Genomic DNA, 19747 nt, shown 5'->3' with positions numbered 1-19747 from the left:
AGTTACAGGCTTCAGACTCCAAACAGCTTCAGGAACAGCTGAAGAAAATCATTCCCGATCTGTATAGACCAATTGTTCATTGGAGTAATGGTATAGTTACGCAGCCCGGGAATGAAGATAACCAGCAGAAAAACCAAGGACAACCACTGTTCGTACTGCTGCAATCTTCCGCGGATGGGACGGGGAGCCACATCCTCCACAATACGGTAGCCGTCCAGTGGCGGCAGCGGAATCAGGTTAAACAAAAAAAGAAAGAAATTGAACTGGATAAAAATCCCGAAAAACCAGACAACTGCCCGAAGCAATTGTTCGTTCGCAATGGAATCAATGATTCCGGTTCCCAGCAGTATGGCATAGATAAGGGAACCCAAGATCCCCAGCAGCAGATTACTAATCGGGCCCGCTGCCGAGACGATCACGCCCATCAGGCGGGGACGTCTGAAATTCTCGCGGTTCACGGGAACCGGACGGGCCCAGCCGAAGCCGGCGACGAGTAGCAGAATAATGCCGAATAGATCAAAGTGAACTGCTGGGTTGAGCGTCATCCGCCCCAGCATCCTTGCAGTAGGATCACCGAATTTATTGGCAAAATAAGCATGACTGAACTCATGCACCGTAAATGCAATTACAATGGTAATCAGAAAGAACGGGAGTTGCTGCAGCGGAATACGTATAATACTTTGCAAGAAATCCATCTTTACCTCTTTCCGGCTGTGAACGCCACCCAATCTTCTTCACGGGATACTTCCATAATCTCAAAACCGGAAGCTGTCAGTGCGCCAGCTACCAGCTCTTCCTTATCCTTGTAGATGCCGGAGGTTATATAGAGTCCTCCCGGCTGAAGCGCACGGTAGACATCATCCGTGAACAATACAATAATCTCCGCCAAAATATTGGCGACCACAATCTTGACTGGTAAGGTAACACCAAGGCCAACTTCGCTTGTCGGAACAGCAGAAGCTGCTTCAGGTTCGGCTAAATGTCCAGGTCTGGCGGAAGGCCACATCTCTCCAGCCGACGAATCCAAAGCCCGTTCGCCGCCTAGGAGTGACAGAAGATCGCTCTCCTTTACTGTAATGACTTCCTGCAGCTGGTTCAGCGCCACATTCTCCCGCGCACTCTCAACGGCCACCGGGTCCAAATCCAGCGCAAGGACCGACTTCGCACCCAAGAGAACAGCACCTACGGCAAGAATGCCGGAGCCAGTACCCACATCGATTACTTCTTCGCCGCCTTGAATATGCTTTTCCAGTGCACGCAGGCAGAGTGCCGTGGTTGGGTGTGTTCCGGTTCCGAAGGCCATGCCGGGATCAAGTTCAATAATCTTTTCATCCGGACTATCCGGGGTGTACTCCTCCCAGGTCGGCTTAATCGTCAGCCGTTCCGATACACGAAGCGGCTTGAAGTACTGCTTCCAGGCATGGGCCCATTCATCTTCATCTACCGTTTTCCACGAAATCAGCGCCTTGCCGGGGTCAATCCCGAATTCGCGCAGCTCTGCAACTCTCGGAGCGAGTTCTTGAACAATATCGTTCATGGAAACAGCTTCCGCATAGTAGCCTTTAATCACCGCTTCTCCTTCAGGGATATCATTGAGCGGTTCATCGTATAATTCACCGTAACGGGTGTCCCGTACCTTATTCAGCGTTCCTGATTCTTCAATGGAAACACCGCCTGCTCCGGCTTCATACAGCAGATTGGATATCATCTCCTGTGCTTCTTCTGTTGTATGTACCGTCAGTTCGTGCCATAACATGTGTGTGGGTCCTCCTAAAAGTGTTGTAACAATTGAATATTTAACAGTATACCATTTCTTCCCCACCCAGCGCCAAACAGCGGCTCATCTCCCGGAAACCGGACCTTTTTGGCGGCAAAAGCAATCCGCCGTATGGTCATCCACCATGCCGGAGGCCTGCATAAACGCATAACAGATGGTCGAGCCCACAAACTTCATCCCCTTCTTCTTCAGCGCTTTGCTCATCTGGTCAGATTGAGGACTGGTGGCCGGAACTTCGGACCGTGTTTGCCACCCGTTAACCACGGGCTTTCCGCCGGTAAAGGTCCACAGATATTCCGCAAAGCCGCCCTCTTCCTGGCAAATCTGCTGAAATACAGCCGCATTTTGGATGACCGCATTAATTTTCAACCGGTTCCGAATAATTCCAGTGTCCTGCATCAACGCTTCAACCTTCGCTTCGTCATACCGTGCAATTTTATGCGGATCGAATGCATCGAACACTTTACGGAAATGTTCCCTTTTCTTCAAAACCGTATACCAGCTCAGCCCCGCCTGCATCCCCTCCAGCATCAGCAGCTCGAACAGCTTCCGGTCGTCGTATAGGGGTTTGCCCCATTCCTCATCATGATAAGCAATATACAGCGGGTCTTCATTGACCCAGGCACAACGTGTGATCATCAAAATTAAGCTCTCTCCTTTGTCATAAAAATAAAGAGGCACCCGTCCCCGCCAAGGGTTCTGGGCACCTCCATTCTACTGAAAAATGCAATGGCTTGGGGTCAGATAATATTCAGCACTTCACGGGCCTGGGTATCCAGCTCCTGCGCAGAAGTGGAAATTCCAGTGAACTCCTGCAGCGCGATTTCAATCTGCCGCTGGCTTTCTTCTACACTATCCTGGACCTGATCCATTCCGGAGGACATTTTGCCAATTTCCTCTGTAATTCCCTCTACACTGTCACGCACCTTACTGATCGAATTCTGAACCATGGCCGACAACTTCCGCACTTCTTTGGCCACCACATCAAATCCGCGACCGAATTCACCGGCATGAGCCGCTTCAATCGCCGCATTAAGCGCAAGCAGATGGGTCTGTGAGGCAATATCGCGGATCGTCTGTACCACGCCTTGAATTTCTCCGGCTTTTTGTTGCAGATTGGCCAGTGTCACGGTGTTCTCGTTCGAGACCCCGGCGATTTCGTCAATGCTCTGCAGCAATTCCTGACTCCGTTCAATTCCTTTTTCCGCGCGCAAATTCAGACTGTCGGACATCTCCTGCAACCGTTCCACTACCTCGCTTATATTATTCTGCCTTGAAGTAATGTTAGTAGCGGCCTTGGTTACACCGATGACCCGCTCTTCTGTCTCATCAAAAACAGGCATATATGTAGCCTCCAGCCATACCGTATTGCCCTCGGAGTCCATCCGTTCGATTTTATCCTGAAAGCTCTTGCCGGAGAACAGATCCTGCCAGAATCTCTCATAATCCGGACTATTCACGAATGCAGGAAAACAAAACTTTTGGTGTTGCATCCCATACATATCCTGCGTGCTGTATTTCATAGTACTAGCGAATGCCTCATTGACATAAGCCACTTTGCGTTCAAGATCAAAGCGGATCAAAGCGAGATTCTTCTCTAAGGCTCTGACCACAAGAGCATCTGTAACTTTCAGGTCTGATACGTTCTCCATTATGACTTCTCCTCATAAGACTCATATTTATGATTCTACATACTTAAAATTTTTAATTTACCCCTTTTTCATATTAACGGAAAAATCAGAGCTTTGGATTACATTAATGAAGAATTAGTTCCGCCATAAAAGAAAAAACCGCAGGCGTAGTGCCGGCGGTCTTGAGTCTTTTCAAATAACTTCGCAAAGTATTAATGCAGAATTTCCCGCTTGTTGACTTTAACTCCGGATAATGATTGATCAAACATATCGAGAATATACAAAAAGCGTTCTGCTTCACGGAATACATGATCCGCCAGTAAAGGATGAATAATGCTTTTGATCCTGCATTCATCGATTAGATCACGTGCGGTTTTCTTGAAATCACGTAGGGATTGCACAGAAACCCGGTTTTCGTCTACGAATTGGCTGAGGAGCGGAAGCGTCTGAGATTGGGGGCGCATGTGACTCAAATCCATGGCCTGGAACACCAGCTTATCAAAATCATTACTGAATTCCCTTGCCTGATCAACCAATTTGCGTTCCGACGGGTCCAGTAAATGACCTATGAATTTGGCATGATCGGCCATGATCTTCAGGAAAAAGACATTCTCATCAATTATGGCATCCGGCAGCGGTTCCAGCCTTCCTGAATTGAGTTCCTCCAAGCGGTTTCTGAAATAATTAGCCTCCCGGCTAACATGATCAACCAGCAATGGGAAGTTCGTCTGACCCGGAAGCTTGCATTGCAGGATCAACCCCAGCACCTTTCTTTTGAATGCCCAAATATTGGTTGCCGCAATACGTACCTCTGTATTAAAATTCTGAATGATATGGGGATCCACCCCAATCTGGAATTCATAGGCTCTTCGTTCGATGTCCTCAAAAATAGCGTAAAACTGCTTGGTTTCATTCTTAAGCTGGGTATCCTCTGCTCTAAATCCCAAACCCAGAAATAAGGAATGCTCCTTCATGATCCTGGACCAAAAACGTATTTCATCTAGCGACCGGGCCACAAATTCATCCAATGGCTGTTCCTCCCCTGCAGAAATAAAATTCATCCACAGCTAAGCATATGGAGGTTTTTGGCCCGCTATGATCATCGGTCTTACTAGCCAACCCCAAAAGTTCTGCTATTCAGCAGACTCAAACGTGAATTTCTTATAAATTCTTCAGCTTATAGAATTCACCGTTCATGGCCAGCAATTCTTCATAGGTACCGGCTTCAACAATCCGGCCCTTCTTCATCACAACAATCCGGTCGGCATTGCGGACGGTGGACAGGCGGTGGGCCACAATAAAGGTTGTGCGGTCCTTCATCAGCTCCTCAATGGCACCTTGTACATGCCGTTCCGAGACATTGTCCAGTGCGGAGGTCGCTTCATCGAGGATAATAATGCGCGGATCTCTGACCAGGGCCCGGGCGATCGCAATCCGCTGACGTTGGCCTCCGGACAGCCTGCCGCCATGTTCGCCGATCGAGGTATCCAGCCCTTGCGGCAGACTGTCAATCACATCCTGCAGGTTAGCCATATAGACGGCCTGCTGAACCTTTTCATCAGAGATGCCAGGAAGGCCGTAGGTGATATTTTCACGGATGGTGCCGGAGAACAGGATGTTGTTCTGCAGTACAATCGCCAGCGATTGACGGTACTTTTTCATGCTCAGCTCATCCATCGGGATCCCGTCAACCTTAATTACTCCGCTCTGCGGCTTATAGAAACCAATAATCAGGCTGAGAATCGTCGATTTTCCCGAACCGGACTCCCCTACAAAAGCAATCCGCTCACCAGGCTTCACATCCAGTGTAAAATGCTCCAGCACATGACGGTCGGATTCCGAGTACCGGAAGCCTACATCCTCAAAGCTGAAGGAGCCGCGGACAGCCTCCAGCTTAGCACGTCCTTTGTACTCTTCCGTATCCGTAGACAGTAGCACTTCCGTGACAGAATGCAGCGATTCCAGCCCTTTGACCAGGTTCGGATATACATTCAGGATGGAGGTTACCGAGCCGATGATCATATTGAAAAATCCTTGGTACATGACGATGTCACCAATCTCCATATATCCTTCATGCGCCAGAAAAGCAGTGAAAAACAAACAACCGACCTGGAATAACTGAAAAACCACCCAGCTGGAGGATCCAAAATAAGCTTCCAAAACATCAAGCCTGTGCCCCCGCTCGCGGATATCCTGCAGCGCGGCATCCACCTTTCGGATCTCCACATCCTCCAGCCCGTGCGCCCGGGTTACCGGAATCATCTCTACGGTCTCCGACACCTTGCCGGACATGGCCTCAATATTCTTCCGCACCTCACGGTTGCGGCTGGACATTTTGTTCTTGAACACACGTACTAGATAGATGGAGGCCGGAGCCATCAGCACGAAGAATATGGCGACCATCCAGCTGTGATAAAGCGTAAGGCCAATGATTACGATCAGGTTAATGGCCGCCGGAATAATCGTCATCATCATCTGTCGTGAAAGGAAGTCAATAGCTTCCACGTCACGCAGTACCTTGGACTGCAGCCGGCCCGCGTTCATATCGCCATGGTATCCCAGCGACAGCTGCTGCAGCTTGCGCACGAGAGTACTGCGCAGGCCCGCCTCAACGTGCCGCACCGCTGTACTGATATAGCTGATATGCAATGTATGCGTTGGTATATTTTGCAGAATGACCACTATAATCACAATCAGATTGAACCAGAATTCACCCATGGCATGCTGCTTCGGATAGCTCACAATGTTAATAATGTTAGCCGTAATAAGCGGTAGCAGCCATACAGGCAATGCCTTCAGCATGTAATAGAACGCCGATAGCCCTACTTCACGGCCATGATCACGGAATAACCGGGTCAAGAGTGCGAACGGATTCATTTTGGCATTTTGATCGGTTTCCTGTTGAAACCACTTCATGTAGTCAAGCGTTATTTCCGGTTTTACCATGTTATCCACCCGCTTTTTAGACTATAATTCAAATCATTAGTCAGTATAGAACGGCAGGTGCGAATCATCCATAACAAGATCGGCCTTGTTTCGCCTGTTGTTTAACATAATCGGACTGGAAGGAGATGACAGAGTGTGATTGATACAGCCGCTTCCGAGATATATTTCCCGCATATCCGCCCCGAGATTTGCCTCTATTCCCCTCACTTTCGCTCTGTAGCTCCGGATTGGGTCTGCGGCCGGCATGTCCATCATATGATGTTCGAATTCCTGCTTGTGCTGGAGGGGAAAGTCACGGCGTTTCACGGGGCTGAGGAACAAGAGCTTGGCCCCGGGGATCTCGCACTCATCTCACCGATGCAGCTCCACGGTTATGAGGCCGGCTCCCGCGAAGGCGCAGCTTTTTTCGCAGCCCACATTCAAGTTGAAGAAGCCGAGCTGCTCCAGCTGTTCGAGACCGAGAATAAAGCTTTTTATTCGCAGGGTCATCCTTTGAATGAAGCTTTGAAGCCGTGGATCGCCGAACTTATGGCTGCGTTGCAGGAAGAGCCGCTGCGAACGACACAGGTCATGCTCAAGGTGCTGAATCTGATGGAGTGCATACAGAGCTACTTCAGCGGGGAAGCCGCATTGCGGGTTCCCGGGGAACAGCCCGAGCCGGCTTATCTGATAGCCAAGGAAATTGAGGGCCTGCTGCGCAGGACAGAGAAGAACGGGGAACGGGGCAATGAGAATGCCGCAATTGCCGAAGGCACAGCCACAGCCGGCAGCGATTGGCTGGAGGAAATCTCACGCCACCTTAATATCAGCCGGAGGCACTGCCACAGGCTGTTCCGGGAAGCCTATGGTATGTCACCGCGCCAGTATCTGATGATTCTCAAGCAGCAGGAGGCGATGCAGATGCTGGGCAGCACCAGCGATTCGATTGAGGCAATCGCCTACCGGCTTGGCTATGTCAATGTCCAGAGCTTCAGCCGCCAATTCGCCGCCTGGGTCGGCTGCACGCCCGGCGGCTTCCGCAAGAATAAACCGGAGGCGGCCAACTTTCTGATGCCGCCATTATATAAGGCCGGGACACAAGACGCGGAATAGGCCTGGGCAAGCGTAAGCACATCAGTGCGTCGGCTTGGCTGCCAGGCCCCTCTTTTGGGAGATTCCCATTACCTCACATTATTAAAAGAACAAATACAACACTATCTCATTCCATCTTCCGGGACAGCTATTTTTTCGAGCCGTAATCCCCCATTTTAATGCCCCAGACTGAATCCTTCTGGAAAGCTGCGGCTTCCCGTAAACCGGGCAATCTCGGATCTTGAGGATAGTGCTGCTCCAAGTATGCAACATAAGCCCGCCGGAAGCCAATCTCTGCCTCCAGCTTATTGAATTCGTTCGGATGCTTATTCATTTCCGCAAGCGCGCTCTCCCAGCGTTCCAAATCGGCATCTTCCGACTGCTCATTGCGGATCTTGACCGTCAGCCCGCGCAGCTCGCCGTAAGCCCTTTTCACTTTTGAAGAGTAGACCTGCTTCTGGTTCAAAAAAGTGAGAAGCGCCACCATCAGCGCCAGCCCGCTCCATAAAACGATGTTATCCATAGTAATCCTCCTACTTAACCTGTCTGCCTAATTATACTACGTATGAGTTCCCGGCAAGCAAGACTTCTTTTCCCTGCCCTCTCCTAAACACAAAAATACCCCACAGGCGTGGGGCATTTCCAAATATCCTTATGGCTACTCTTTCTTCATAATTTCATGAAGCTGACGTTTATCAGCCTCCAGTGAGCGGTCCTGCGCCTCCAGATCATCCATATCTGCTTCTGCCGCAGAATACACTACATCCTCCGCCTTCGCTTCATATAACATTTTCATTTTGTCAGTCTTAGAAAAGATTTTTGAGTTCTCTCTGTCCATTTGATTGCCACCCTCCAAATTGAATTAGTCATACAGGAAATATTCTTTGGATAGACACCAGAGGCATCAGATCATTCCGCCCGCCTCTTCAATTAAGGATAGCGCCTGATCAAACACCTCCGAATCAAGCACAACCGTCAGCAAAATATCACGTCCTGTAGGTCCGCCCTCTCCGCCATGACTCATACCGCTCGCACTTGAATCCGCAGCCGCCAAAATACCGGCCGAATGACTATCCAGCGTGGAATTAAGCGTCATGGTTGCCAGACTGGGAATATCACCTGTCAGCGGATTATTACCTGAATACCGGGCCCCTCCCGGATATTTACTGAAACGGTCTATGGACATATCAATCACGCGGAGTGATTGCAGCTTGCGGGAAACTGCTTCGGCAGCTTCGGGACTCTTAAAATACGCCAGTATATTTTTTTCAGACATCAATATCCCTGCCTTCCTGGATTGCCATACGCGACATTTCTATTTTGCATACGGGCAGGGGAATTTATGCGCATTCTGTTAAAAGTAACATTGCCTTATATCCCCTCGAATTTTCCCTACGAATTAACTTGGATTTAAACTCCCCAAACTATACTTTTCCCTTAATATGGTACAAAAGTAGTATATAACATCCACTCACTTAACTGTAAAATTAACGTAATTTTAAACGTTCTGCTGTCTTACTTTACAGGAAAGAAACAAATCTCTTAAAGGAGCTGGTAAATTACTAGAATTTGGTTTTATAGAGATGAGGGGGAATTCCGACTCAAGTTACATTATGTCACATTTCCTAACTCGTATCATCCGAATTTTATTTATTCCTGGATTTTTAGGCGTATTTCCGCTTAATATTTACCATAATAAGGGTATGTATGTCATATTACACATCATCAAAAAATGTCTTTTCTCAAAACTTCATAAATTTAGTGTGGATTTTACATTTTACCGGTGGTAAAATCTTCTTAATATTTTTCCTACTAATCTAGACGGAAATAAACTGGATCAATAGAAAAGGAGAATCCGCGCTAACTGTCTGAAGCAGGAGAGATGTGAGCCAGAACTAATAACATAACTTGGAGGGGATTACATTTGGAGTGGACAAAATTACCTCGTAAGCTGTCTGTATTAGCCTTGTCACTAGGCGTGACAGCCGGCATGATTCCAGGAGCGGCATTCGCCGCCGACAGCTTGCAGACACCATCATCTAGCAATCATCTAACATCTTTAATTCAATCAGATCAGAATATTATTTCTCCACAGATCAATACCAAATCCTCAAATAATGTCCGGGTCATTGTTCAATTAAGCGGCCAGCCTGCAGCGGTCGGAGAATATGCCGCCAAGCAGGGGTTCTCGGCTCTAGCCAAAACAGCTACCGCAGCTGAGGTGAAGAGTCAGCAGAGCACTGTGCTGGACCAGGCTAAAGCCAAAGGCATTAACCTGACCGTCAACTACAAGTATGACACCATATTGAACGGCTTTGAAGTCACCGTTCCGGCGAACAAGATTCCGGAGCTGGCGAAGATTCCCGGCGTTACTTCCATTTATCCGAACAGCACCTGGTACACTCTCCCCGATCAGACAGTAACAAATGCCACTTACAGAAATGACAATGCTCCACTTGAGCAGATTCGTGCCACATGGGCTGCGGATCACGGATATAATGGTGCCGGTCTGAAAGTCGGCGTAATCGATACCGGTGTGGATTATAAGCATCCGGATATTGCTGCAGCATACAAAGGCGGCTATGACTCCTTCTATCAGGACAATGATCCTTATGAAGAAGTTCCACTGACTCCCGCACAAGATCCGTACGGTGTAGGTTATGAAGGGACTTCACACGGTACACATGTATCCGGCACCATTATTGGACAATACGCTGCCAAAGGAGATGTCGCCCAAAAAGGCGTTGCTCCCGGAGCGGATCTTTATGTGTACAAGGTACTTGGTCGAAATCTTGAGAAGCCAAGTACATCCTCCGGTTCATCGGCTCAGGTAATCGACGGTATCGAACATGCAGTGAAGGATGGCATGGATGTTATCAACCTGTCCCTGGGTTCGGATTCCGAAAAAGATGTGAACTCCCCGGATTCCATTGCGATTAATAATGCTGTGCTGTCAGGCGTGGTAGCCGTTATTGCAAACGGCAATAATGGACCTGGATATTTCACACTCGGCTCCCCGGCTGTATCTCAGCTGGCGATATCCGTTGGTGCCGTAACCAGCCCGGTAAAAGACTTTTCCGGTGAGTTCAAGGCGGAAATTTCAAATTCTGTAACCTCGGTTACATATGACACTAACTATCCGTTCCACGTGATGGCATATGAGTTAGGCAAAGATGATTTTGCCGGCATCCTTGGTACAGATCCAGTTCGAGTTGTATACGCGAATCTTGGTGCAGAAGAAGATTATCCAAAGGACGATATCAGCGGTTCCATCGTATTGGTATCACGCGGTAATCTTTCATTTGTTGATAAAATTGCCAATGCCAAAGCTCATGGAGCTAAAGCTATAGTTATCTTCAATGGTAACTTCAAGTCCGATAACGGCAAGAATGTCGCCGTTCTTGATGAGCATATCAAGGATCGCGATAGCTTCATAGGTCTCAATCTTGGCGACGGATACGACAATATTCCGACGTTCGACATTGAAGGGATTAAAGGCCGCGCGCTAGCAAGAGCTATTCTAGACAATGGAAACACTCCAACCTTTTTCACCTTTGGAACGGACTATCATCCGGCAATGTCTGCAGGTGATGAGGTGACCAGCTTCTCCTCCTGGGGTCCAAATGTGGATAGCAACCTGAGCATTAAACCAGACATTGTAGCTCCTGGTGACGGAGTACTATCTACTTGGCCAGCTTATGGCGGAGATTATACCAAGGCGTATAACCGTATCAGCGGTACAAGTATGGCTACTCCACATGTCGCAGGTTTATCACTGTTGATCAAGCAGGCACATCCGGAATATACGCCATTCGACATTCGTGCCGCTCTGGCGAACACGGCAGATTCTCTATTCTATAATGGAGATCCTGAAGATCTGTATGTTCAAGGTCCCGGCCGGGCCAATGTTGAGAATGCAATCTTGACGCCAGCATTACTCGAAGCGGTTGAGCCTATTTCCATTCTGGACAAAAACTATGTGTCTCAGAATGTCACGAACTACAATCCTTCAACAGGCTTCGGCGTGATGGTACCGGGTTCGATGGGCAGCAAAGCACTGCAGTTAAAGAACGTAAGCAACAGTGACGTTACGTATGCTGCCTCTGTGGAATGGAATTATGGAGATGAGGATAATGTGACTGCCACTTTGGACAAAACAACCATAACCGCCTCCGCCCTGGGCACAACAGGATTTAATCTCAACCTGGCTGTTTCATTAGCCGCTGATCCTGAATTGCTGTACCAAGGTAATGTAGTGTTGACAGCCGCAGGACAACCAACACTCCATCTGCCATTTACTGTTCATATCAGTGATAAAGCTGAACAGCCAGATTGGGGCACTGGTGTACAGGAAGCGGTGATCAGCTCACCGATCGTGTACTCTAATTCATCAGCTGCTCTTTCCTACAAACTGAAAGCTGATGACATCAACTATTATGAAGTCAATCTGGTGGGTCTGGACGATGTCAAAAAAGGTTCCTTCCAGGTAGCCACCACGGGCGCACCGGATAAATTCTTTGCACCGGGTAGTTACAGCACGGTCATAGGATCTACCTACCAGCCTTATGACAGCAACGGTGATCCTATTGTTGATGCTAACGGCAAGCCTGCAGTAGCAACGATCACGGATGGGGTCTATAAACTTGAGATCCTGGCTATCACTGCAAAAGACAATACCAAAGGACCTATCAAGATTGATTTGAATAATGACAAATATTACAGCTCCTATACCTCTTTCCGCTTTATTACGGGTTCTGCCCCTACAGCAGGCGGAGATCCCGGTAATGTTGGCGGCGGCGGTGGCGGTGGCGGTGTAACTGCCCCAACTGCGCCAGTGATCCCTGTTGCAGCCAAATCCCTTATAGAAGAAGGGGCTACACCGGTAAGTGTAACCCCTCTAACCGTATCGAAGGATGGCGTAACCACGGTAACCGTTAGCGACAGTGACCTGAAGACAGCTACTGTGAATGCCGCTGCCTCCAAGACTGCCGTTGTGGTCTCCGTAGGTACTATCTCTGATAAGGCTGCAGTACTAAGCTTGACTGCTGATCAAGTGAAGCTGCTGGCTGGAATCAAATCAGGCAGTTCCATTATTGTTAACATTGGCGGTTCTGCTGTATCCTTGCCAATATCCCTGCTCTCCGCTGCTCCTGCTGGCCAAAGCCTGAAGCTTGACCTTAAGCAACAGCCTGACGCTGCAAGCAAGCTGACTGCAAGCACTCCAGGTTCAACGGTAATCGGAACCCCGGTTTCATTTGAAGCTTCCTGGACTACAGCTACAAGCAGCACTTACTTGAACGTTCCTAATAATGTTTTCATTAAGAGATCCTTTACAGTACCTGGTGCGATCCAGCCAAAAACTGCAGGTGTGCTCTTTGAAGAGAAGGGACTTGTAACTCCGGTTGCTTCTAAATTCACTCCGCAGTCGGATGGAACGACAATCGTGACAGTGAGCCGTCCTGGCTTCTCGGTGTATGCTGCAGTAAGCAAACCGGCTGCCGCATTCACAGATATCGCCGCTTCCAAATCGGCTGCTGCGATTCAGACCTTGGCCGACAAGCTGATCATCCAAGGCACTTCAGCAACGACATTCTCGCCGCTGAGCAATCTGACACGTGCTGAGTTCACCGCACTGTTGACCCGTGCACTTGGATTACGTACGGATGCCAGCGTTACCTTCTCCGATGTGAAATCATCTGACTGGTATGCTAATGATGTTGCTGCTGCTTCCAAAGCAGGCCTGATTCTGGGCATTGGCAACGGCAAATTTGCTCCAACTCAAAAGGTAACCCGTCAAGAACTTGCTGTTATTCTTGACAGAGCGCTTAAACTGACTGGAACTGAACCGAAAGCCGCTGCTAACCCTTCATTCACAACCTATACCGACAGTGCCAAAGTAGCACCTTATGCAAAGGACAGCTTACAAGTCTTGTCCCAAGCGGGTATCATCGGTAGTGAAGCAGGAACTGCTTTCAATCCTACTGCTCCAGCAACCCGTGAGACAGCAGCTGCTGCACTCTACCAGCTGCTCAGCAAGATTGGATTAATTGACTAATTAATACTCTCTGTTTCTCCAGCTTGCATGGCAAAGTACCAAAGTCACTGTGAACCAGAAGACCGTGTATGGCTGAGCCATACATGGTCTTCTTTTTTTGCATTTATCAATACCTTTATATGAATTCTAGTTCAAACAATACTGCCCGATATCCGATGAGATTTCCATACCAACAAAAACGGCTGCACGTCCTCTAAAGGGATGTGCAGCCGTCTGTATGAATCTATATGTTATTGCTGTGCAAGAATCTGCAATCCATCAGTCTCCGCGGAATGCACGCTTTACACGGTCAAAGAAGGATTGCTCCTGTTCATGCGTGTTCTCGCCATTGTATGAAGCAAACTGGCGGAGCAGGTCTTTCTGCTCATCACTTAGCTTGCTAGGTGTCACGACGATCACCCGTACATGCTGATCACCTGTTCCAGAGCCGCGCAGGTGGGGAACACCCTTACCTTTCAGCCGGAAGAAGGTTCCGGTCTGTGTGCCTGCTGGAATCTTGAGCTTCACTTTTTCGGTCAGGGTTGGAATCTCAATCTCGTCGCCAAGCGCTGCCTGGGCAAACGTTAAGGGAACCTCACACATAATATCATCGTTCTCGCGTACGAAGAAATCATGTGTCTTCACACGGATTACAATGTACAAATCGCCTGCAGGACCGCCGCGTGTACCGCCTTCGCCTTCGCCGGTCATGCGCAGCTGTGCACCATCATCGACCCCACCTGGAATACGCACATGGATCTTGCGCTGTTTCTTGACTTTACCCTGGCCGGCACATGTTGTACATTTTTCCTTGATGATCTTGCCTGTGCCTGAGCAATGGGAACAAGGACGGCGGTTGCGCATTTGTCCAAGTGGTGTGTTCTGCACGAATTCCTGTTGTCCGCTGCCGTGGCATACGGAACAGGTTTCCGGTTTGGTACCGGGTTTGGCACCGGAGCCGAAGCAGGTATCGCAGGTCTCCGTGCGTGGAATAGTAATGTCGGTTTCTTTACCGAATACCGCTTCCTTGAACTCAATGGTCATGGTGTACTGCAAATCACCGCCGCGCTGCGGAGCGTTCGGATCACGACGGCCACCGCCGCCGAAGAACATATCGAAAATATCGCCAAGCCCTCCGAAATCACCGCCGCCACCGCCAAAGCCGCCGCCCATGCCCTGATTAGGGTCGATATGCCCATATTGGTCATACCTTGCGCGTTGCTGGCCGTCGCTAAGCACATCGTAGGCTTCTTTTACTTCTTTGAATTTAGCCTCTGCATCGCTGGCTTTATTGACGTCCGGATGATACTGGCGTGCCAGCTTGCGGTACGCCTTCTTCACATCATCGTCTGAAGCATCTCTTCCGAGGCCCAGAACCTCATAATAATCGCGTTTATCTGCCACTGCTTTCACCTCCGCACATCAATACTCAGATTTCCCTGTAACATGTTAAAAGGAAAGCCAAAACACGGGATGCCCCGGTCTTGACCTTCCCTTCGTACAGAATACACTTATCGTCTAAGGTTACCCTTGATTCTTCTCGTCGTCAACAACCTCGTAGTCAGCGTCCACAACATTGTCTTTCTTCGCGCCTTCTGCAGCTCCCTGGCCGCCTTCTGCGCCTTGTTCTGCTTGAGCAGCCTGTTCATACAGCTTCACGGACAGTTGCTGTACGATCTCAGTCAGCGCTTCTGTAGCCGCGTTGATGTCTTCCAGGTTGTCAGTTTCCAGAGCTGCTTTGAGCTTATCCTTGGCAGCGTTCGCTTTGTCTACTTCAGCAGCGTCCACTTTGTCGCCCAGGTCTTTGATTACTTTATCTGTGGAATACACGAGTTGGTCGGCAGAGTTCTTCGCTTCTACCAATTCTTTACGCTTGCGGTCTTCCTCAGCATGCAGCTCGGCATCCTTCATCATTTGTTCTACTTCAGCATCGCTAAGGCCGCTGGAAGAGGTGATGGTGATCTTCTGGCTCTTATTGGTACCTTTATCGGTTGCAGATACGTTTACGATACCGTTGGCGTCAATATCGAAGGTAACTTCGATTTGCGGTACGCCGCGCGGTGCTGGCGGAATCTCGTTCAGCATGAAGCGTCCCAGTGTCTTGTTGCCGTTCGCCATCTGACGTTCACCTTGTAGCACGTGGATTTCTACGCTTGGCTGGTTGTCGGCAAAAGTCGAGAACACCTGTGATTTGCTTGTAGGGATCGTAGTATTGCGTTCGATCATCTTCGTGAACACGCCGCCCGCAGTTTCAATACCCAGGGACAGTGGAGTTACGTCAAGCAATACCACGTCTTTTACGTCACCAGTCAATACACCCGCTTGTACGGCTGCACCGAGGGCTACCACTTCATCCGGGTTAACGCCTTTGTGAGGCTCTTTGCCGGTAAGCTTCTTGATCGCATCCTGTACGGCAGGAATACGTGTGGAACCGCCCACGAGCACGATTCTGTTCAGATCAGCCGGAGTCATACCCGCATCTCTCAGCGCCTGACGGGTAGGTCCCAATGTGCGTTCAACCAGCCCTGCAGTCAGCTCATCGAACTTGGCACGGGTCAGGTTGATTTCGAGATGCTGAGGCACGCCGTCAACCACAGTGATGAACGGAAGGGATACTGTAGTAGTCAGTACGCCGGACAGTTCTTTTTTCGCTTTTTCAGCAGCATCCTTCAGACGTTGTACTGCCGCTTTATCTTTGCTCAGGTCGATACCCTGTTCTTTTTTGAATTCAGCTACGAGGTAATCCATAACCACTTGGTCAAAGTCGTCGCCGCCCAGACGGTTGTCACCGCTTGTAGCTTTTACTTCGAAGAAGCCGTCGCCCAATTCAAGAATGGATACGTCGAATGTACCGCCACCAAGGTCATAGACGAGGATGGTTTGGTCTTCGGATTTCTCCAGACCGTAAGCAAGAGCCGCAGCCGTTGGTTCGTTCACGATACGCAGAACTTCCAGACCGGCGATTTTACCTGCATCCTTGGTTGCTTGACGCTGGCTGTCATTGAAATAGGCTGGAACGGTGATAACCGCTTGGGTAACGGTTTGGCCCAGATAAGCTTCAGCATCGGATTTCAGCTTTTGCAGAATCATGGCCGAGATCTCTTGAGCAGAGTAGTCTTTGCCGTCAATGCTTTCTTTGTGGCTGGTGCCCATGTGGCGTTTGATGGAAGCGATAGTGCGGTCCGGGTTCGTGATGGCCTGGCGCTTGGCTGTTTCACCGACGATACGTTCGCCGTCCTTCTTGAAGCCTACAACCGACGGAGTGGTGCGAGCACCTTCCGGATTCGGAATAACGACGGCTTCGCCGCCTTCCATAACAGCCACGCAAGAGTTGGTGGTTCCTAAGTCAATACCGATAACTTTACTCACAGTAATGTGCCTCCTCAAAATGATATGGAGCCTTAGCTCCAGTTAGATTTTCTATTAAGTAATGTAATGGATCCCATTTACAACCTGCATATATAGACAGAACTACATGCTGACTTTGACCATAGCGGGACGAAGAACCTTATCTTTCAGGAGATAGCCCTTCTGGACCTCTTCCGTCACGATACCTTCCTCGTGCTCCTCACTCTCCACCTGCATGATAGCCTGATGGTATTCAGGGTTGAAAGGCTGTCCTACTGATTCCATGGCTGTAAGGCCTTCAGACTTCAAAACCCCTTCCAGCTGCTGGAAAATCATATTCACACCTTTGTTAAAGGCTTCGAATTCCGGACTGGCCGGAGCTGTGGCAATGGCACGTTCGAAGTTGTCGAGTACCGGAATCAGTTCTCCTACAAGCTTGGCTGTAGCATACTGTGCCAGTTCCTCTTTTTCCTTCTGGGTACGGCGGCGGAAGTTGTCAAAATCGGCTTGCACACGCAGCGCGCGTCCTTGATATTCTTCTGCCAGCTCCTGTAGGCGTCTAGCGGCTTCTCCAGTTCCAGAAGCCTCCTCGAAGGCCTGTTCTGAAGCTGGTGCACCATTCTCAGTGACTACTTCAGCCTCATCAGCTGCCTGATTCTCATGTATTGCCTGATCGTTAATTTCATTGGTATCCTGAATCTCTTGCTCTTTCAAGTTGTCTTCACCTCCTTATAATCAGTCACGAAATCAATTACGCTCTGTTCACTTATACCAGTGTGCCAGCATCGCTGTCAAATCACGGGACAGAATACCCAGTATGCCCATTACACGCGCATATTCCATCCGGGTCGGACCCAGGATGCCAATGCTTCCAAGCGCCTTCCCGTCCAGCGAATATGTGGCTGTAATCAGACTGCAGTTGGCAAACGCCTCATGCTTATTCTCCATACCGATACGCACCTGCATTCCAGGCCCTCCGGATGCGGGAGCAAGCATTTTGAGGAGCGTAGGTGTTTCTTCCAGCAGGTCGAGAATATTCTTCACCTTGTCGACGTCCTTGAACTCCGGCTGGGTAAGCATATTGGTCGCTCCACTAAGATAAATGCGCTGTTCATGGTCACTTTCAAGTGCCGTATCCAGCACCTTCATTAATTCTTCATAGTGGGAGATGTGGCGCTGCATTTCCTCCCCCAGCTCGGAATAGAGCTGGCTCTTCAGCTTGTAGAGCGGAACATTCACCAGCTTGCTGTTCAGCAGATTAACCACTTTCTCCATCTCGGACAGGGAAATCCCCGGTGGGATGCTTACAGTCTTATTCTCCACCTGACCGGTACTTGTAACAATGATCGCCACGGCGGTGTTGTCGTCCAGCGGCAGCAGCTGGAAATGGCGCAATGAAGTATGAAAAACCTCCGGCCCCAGAAGGATGGAAGTGTAATTCGTCATATTGGAAAGAATCATTGCCGCATGCTGGATAACCTGCTCTGTTGCATTAAGCTTCTCGGCAAAAAATTCACGGATCGTGCCCATTTCTGCCGATCCCGCAGAATTCCACGGTACCAGATGATCCACATAATATCGGTAGCCCTTATGGGAAGGAATTCGTCCTGCTGAAGTATGTGGCTGTTCCAGATAGCCCAAATCCTCCAAGTCGGCCATTTCATTGCGGATGGTTGCAGGACTGTAGCCTACATCTCCCCGTTTGGAAATGCTTCGCGAACCAACCGGCTCGGCAGAAGTAATGTAATCATCTACGATGGCATTTAATATCATTCTCTGGCGTTCGGTTAACATGCAAATCCCCTCCTGTCGGCTGTGGCTCCCGATTCGTTAGCACTCGAGTCAGATGAGTGCTAACCACTAATACAAAAATACCAAACTGACCTTAGCATTGTCAAGTCAGTTCAGTATCTTGGGTTCGCCTATTTCAGCCCAGCCGGGCTTCCGGGACGTACGGCAGACCAGTTGCATTCCCTTTTATTCAAATAAGAGCAGATCAATCCGCTTAAATTGTATTTTTTTCAAGATAAATCCATACTTCAGGAACATTTCCGCAACCATTGCCGCATTCCTTCGTCTGTTATTAAAGGGGGTGTGAAATGAAATCACTCAGACGATGGTTCTTAACCTCATTCAGCATAATGATGACCTTGACCGCCATTATGTTGTCAGGCTGTTCGCCGGGCGGGATGCTGGAGAAAATAGGGCCATACAAATGTTATTATGGTGAGCTTGAGTATGCTCCTGTCCTCCAATGGGATGGCATTACCTATATGGATAATAGTAACGGGGATATCAGCGGGTTGAAAACAGGAGATCCAATCGGTAAAATCAGCTACCGCAAAGCTGACCATAAGTGCCCCCGTAATCCTATGAAGGATGGAGATACCACTGTGCTAGAAGTGGGAACACCACTCTACACAGTACAAGGTTATAAATACTCGGCCCGGATAATGGCAGGAGACAGGCTGTATGAGGCTACTGATAACCCTTCTGCGCAGACCCTTAACGATCTGCTTGATATCGCAGGCAAAATCAAGACTGTCCGTTTTATCAGCGGCATGGACGGGAGTCCCTTGAAGGATTTCACACCTGAGGCTAACGCCGTATTCATCCGGGAGTATCCGAAGCTCAAATACATCCCGTTTGACCAGTTGTCGAAAGAGACCAAACAATGGGTTGGGGATAAATACTGGCTTGAAATTGAAATGATCGACGGCTCCAGCAGAAGAATTACCTATAACACGATGTTCGAAGCCTTCCATCCTTCCTGTTATGCCACACCTGAACTTGCCCGGCTAGTGGAAGAGCAGCGTAAGTTGATCTACATCAAATAATTTGTCTACTGTATGCATTAGCCTCACCCAATACCGCCAAATCCCTATTCATCCTCATTCACACCATGTATATCACAAGTTAACAAAAAAACCACTTTTCGCA

16 protein-coding genes are annotated in these 19747 nt (G+C 49.1%); 3 read left to right on the top strand and 13 right to left on the bottom strand.

The genetic code is table 11. The features are described from left to right. Nucleotides 1–11 precede the first annotated feature (11 nt). The 6 genes from ACAN54_RS23180 to ACAN54_RS23155 all read right to left on the bottom strand — a co-directional run bounded on the left by ACAN54_RS23180 (nt 12) and on the right by ACAN54_RS23155 (nt 6324). Entirely contained in the window at nt 12–695 is a 684-nt protein-coding gene (locus tag ACAN54_RS23180; RefSeq protein ID WP_379161108.1) for a site-2 protease family protein, read from the bottom strand. Nucleotides 696–697: 2 nt separating this feature from the next. Further along, a complete protein-coding gene (gene prmA, locus ACAN54_RS23175) occupies nt 698–1756 on the bottom strand; it encodes a 50S ribosomal protein L11 methyltransferase (protein WP_379161106.1) in 1059 nt (352 codons plus the stop codon). Between the two features lie 84 nt (nt 1757–1840). Beyond that, a complete protein-coding gene (locus ACAN54_RS23170) occupies nt 1841–2416 on the bottom strand; it encodes a DNA-3-methyladenine glycosylase I (protein WP_379161586.1) in 576 nt (191 codons plus the stop codon). Nucleotides 2417–2517: 101 nt separating this feature from the next. Continuing rightward, a complete protein-coding gene (locus tag ACAN54_RS23165; RefSeq protein ID WP_379161104.1) occupies nt 2518–3429 on the bottom strand; it encodes a methyl-accepting chemotaxis protein in 912 nt (303 codons plus the stop codon). Between the two features lie 191 nt (nt 3430–3620). Continuing rightward, nucleotides 3621–4436 carry a DUF2935 domain-containing protein gene (locus tag ACAN54_RS23160; protein WP_379161102.1) on the bottom strand — a complete coding sequence of 272 codons (816 nt, stop codon included), beginning with the start codon at nt 4434–4436 and terminating at the stop codon, nt 3621–3623. 133 nt (nt 4437–4569) lie between these two features. After that, nucleotides 4570–6324, bottom strand: coding sequence for an ABC transporter ATP-binding protein (locus tag ACAN54_RS23155; protein ID WP_379161100.1), 1755 nt, complete (start codon nt 6322–6324; stop codon nt 4570–4572). Nucleotides 6325–6489: 165 nt separating this feature from the next. Here ACAN54_RS23155 and ACAN54_RS23150 point away from each other — a divergent pair, with 165 nt between their 5' ends. Further along, nucleotides 6490–7446, top strand: coding sequence for an AraC family transcriptional regulator (locus ACAN54_RS23150; protein ID WP_379161098.1), 957 nt, complete (start codon nt 6490–6492; stop codon nt 7444–7446). A gap of 127 nt (nt 7447–7573) precedes the next feature. Here ACAN54_RS23150 and ACAN54_RS23145 read toward each other — a convergent pair whose 3' ends face one another. The 3 genes from ACAN54_RS23145 to ACAN54_RS23135 all read right to left on the bottom strand — a co-directional run bounded on the left by ACAN54_RS23145 (nt 7574) and on the right by ACAN54_RS23135 (nt 8701). Further along, on the bottom strand, nt 7574–7948 hold the full coding sequence (locus ACAN54_RS23145; protein ID WP_379161096.1) for a hypothetical protein: 375 nt from the start codon (nt 7946–7948) through the stop codon (nt 7574–7576). 135 nt (nt 7949–8083) lie between these two features. Further along, on the bottom strand, nt 8084–8263 hold the full coding sequence (locus tag ACAN54_RS23140; RefSeq protein ID WP_379161094.1) for a YfhD family protein: 180 nt from the start codon (nt 8261–8263) through the stop codon (nt 8084–8086). A 66-nt stretch (nt 8264–8329) separates the two neighbouring features. Beyond that, nucleotides 8330–8701 (bottom strand): hypothetical protein, encoded by a 372-nt coding sequence (locus tag ACAN54_RS23135; RefSeq protein WP_379161092.1) that lies wholly within the window; start codon nt 8699–8701, stop codon nt 8330–8332. A gap of 648 nt (nt 8702–9349) precedes the next feature. Here ACAN54_RS23135 and ACAN54_RS23130 point away from each other — a divergent pair. Continuing rightward, nucleotides 9350–13480 (top strand): S8 family serine peptidase, encoded by a 4131-nt coding sequence (locus ACAN54_RS23130; RefSeq protein WP_379161090.1) that lies wholly within the window; start codon nt 9350–9352, stop codon nt 13478–13480. A 258-nt stretch (nt 13481–13738) separates the two neighbouring features. On the opposite strand, the gene dnaJ is transcribed toward ACAN54_RS23130, so the two are convergent. The 4 genes from dnaJ to hrcA form a co-directional block, all read right to left on the bottom strand. Next, nucleotides 13739–14863, bottom strand: a complete 1125-nt coding sequence (gene dnaJ / locus ACAN54_RS23125; RefSeq protein ID WP_379161088.1) for a molecular chaperone DnaJ — start codon at nt 14861–14863, stop codon at nt 13739–13741. Nucleotides 14864–14983: 120 nt separating this feature from the next. Then, on the bottom strand, nt 14984–16828 hold the full coding sequence (gene dnaK / locus ACAN54_RS23120) for a molecular chaperone DnaK (protein WP_379161086.1): 1845 nt from the start codon (nt 16826–16828) through the stop codon (nt 14984–14986). A gap of 102 nt (nt 16829–16930) precedes the next feature. Further along, nucleotides 16931–17521 (bottom strand): nucleotide exchange factor GrpE, encoded by a 591-nt coding sequence (gene grpE, locus ACAN54_RS23115; protein ID WP_379161084.1) that lies wholly within the window; start codon nt 17519–17521, stop codon nt 16931–16933. Nucleotides 17522–17569: 48 nt separating this feature from the next. Next, complete coding sequence (gene hrcA, locus ACAN54_RS23110; protein ID WP_379161082.1) at nt 17570–18601, bottom strand: heat-inducible transcriptional repressor HrcA; 1032 nt, start codon at nt 18599–18601, stop codon at nt 17570–17572. Nucleotides 18602–18906: 305 nt separating this feature from the next. On the opposite strand from hrcA, the gene ACAN54_RS23105 reads away from it, so the two are divergent. Further along, nucleotides 18907–19644, top strand: a complete 738-nt coding sequence (locus ACAN54_RS23105) for a hypothetical protein (RefSeq protein ID WP_379161079.1) — start codon at nt 18907–18909, stop codon at nt 19642–19644. The last annotated feature ends 103 nt before the right edge of the window (nt 19645–19747 follow it).

The sequence above is a fragment of the Paenibacillus diazotrophicus genome (genome assembly GCF_042610465.1).
This window is presented reverse-complemented; position numbering and strand designations above follow the sequence as displayed.

Excerpts from the sequence above, each read along its gene's own strand:
- ACAN54_RS23105 (WP_379161079.1), top strand. The coding sequence starts at position 18,907 with ATGAAATCACTCAGACGATGGTTCTTAACCTCATTCAGCATAATGATG.
- hrcA (WP_379161082.1), bottom strand. The coding sequence starts at position 18,601 with ATGTTAACCGAACGCCAGAGAATGATATTAAATGCCATCGTAGATGAT.
- prmA (WP_379161106.1), bottom strand. The coding sequence starts at position 1,756 with ATGTTATGGCACGAACTGACGGTACATACAACAGAAGAAGCACAGGAG.
- ACAN54_RS23165 (WP_379161104.1), bottom strand. The coding sequence starts at position 3,429 with ATGGAGAACGTATCAGACCTGAAAGTTACAGATGCTCTTGTGGTCAGA.
- ACAN54_RS23140 (WP_379161094.1), bottom strand. The coding sequence starts at position 8,263 with ATGGACAGAGAGAACTCAAAAATCTTTTCTAAGACTGACAAAATGAAA.
- ACAN54_RS23155 (WP_379161100.1), bottom strand. The coding sequence starts at position 6,324 with ATGAAGTGGTTTCAACAGGAAACCGATCAAAATGCCAAAATGAATCCG.
- ACAN54_RS23135 (WP_379161092.1), bottom strand. The coding sequence starts at position 8,701 with ATGTCTGAAAAAAATATACTGGCGTATTTTAAGAGTCCCGAAGCTGCC.
- ACAN54_RS23170 (WP_379161586.1), bottom strand. The coding sequence starts at position 2,416 with ATGATCACACGTTGTGCCTGGGTCAATGAAGACCCGCTGTATATTGCT.
- ACAN54_RS23180 (WP_379161108.1), bottom strand. The coding sequence starts at position 695 with ATGGATTTCTTGCAAAGTATTATACGTATTCCGCTGCAGCAACTCCCG.
- ACAN54_RS23145 (WP_379161096.1), bottom strand. The coding sequence starts at position 7,948 with ATGGATAACATCGTTTTATGGAGCGGGCTGGCGCTGATGGTGGCGCTT.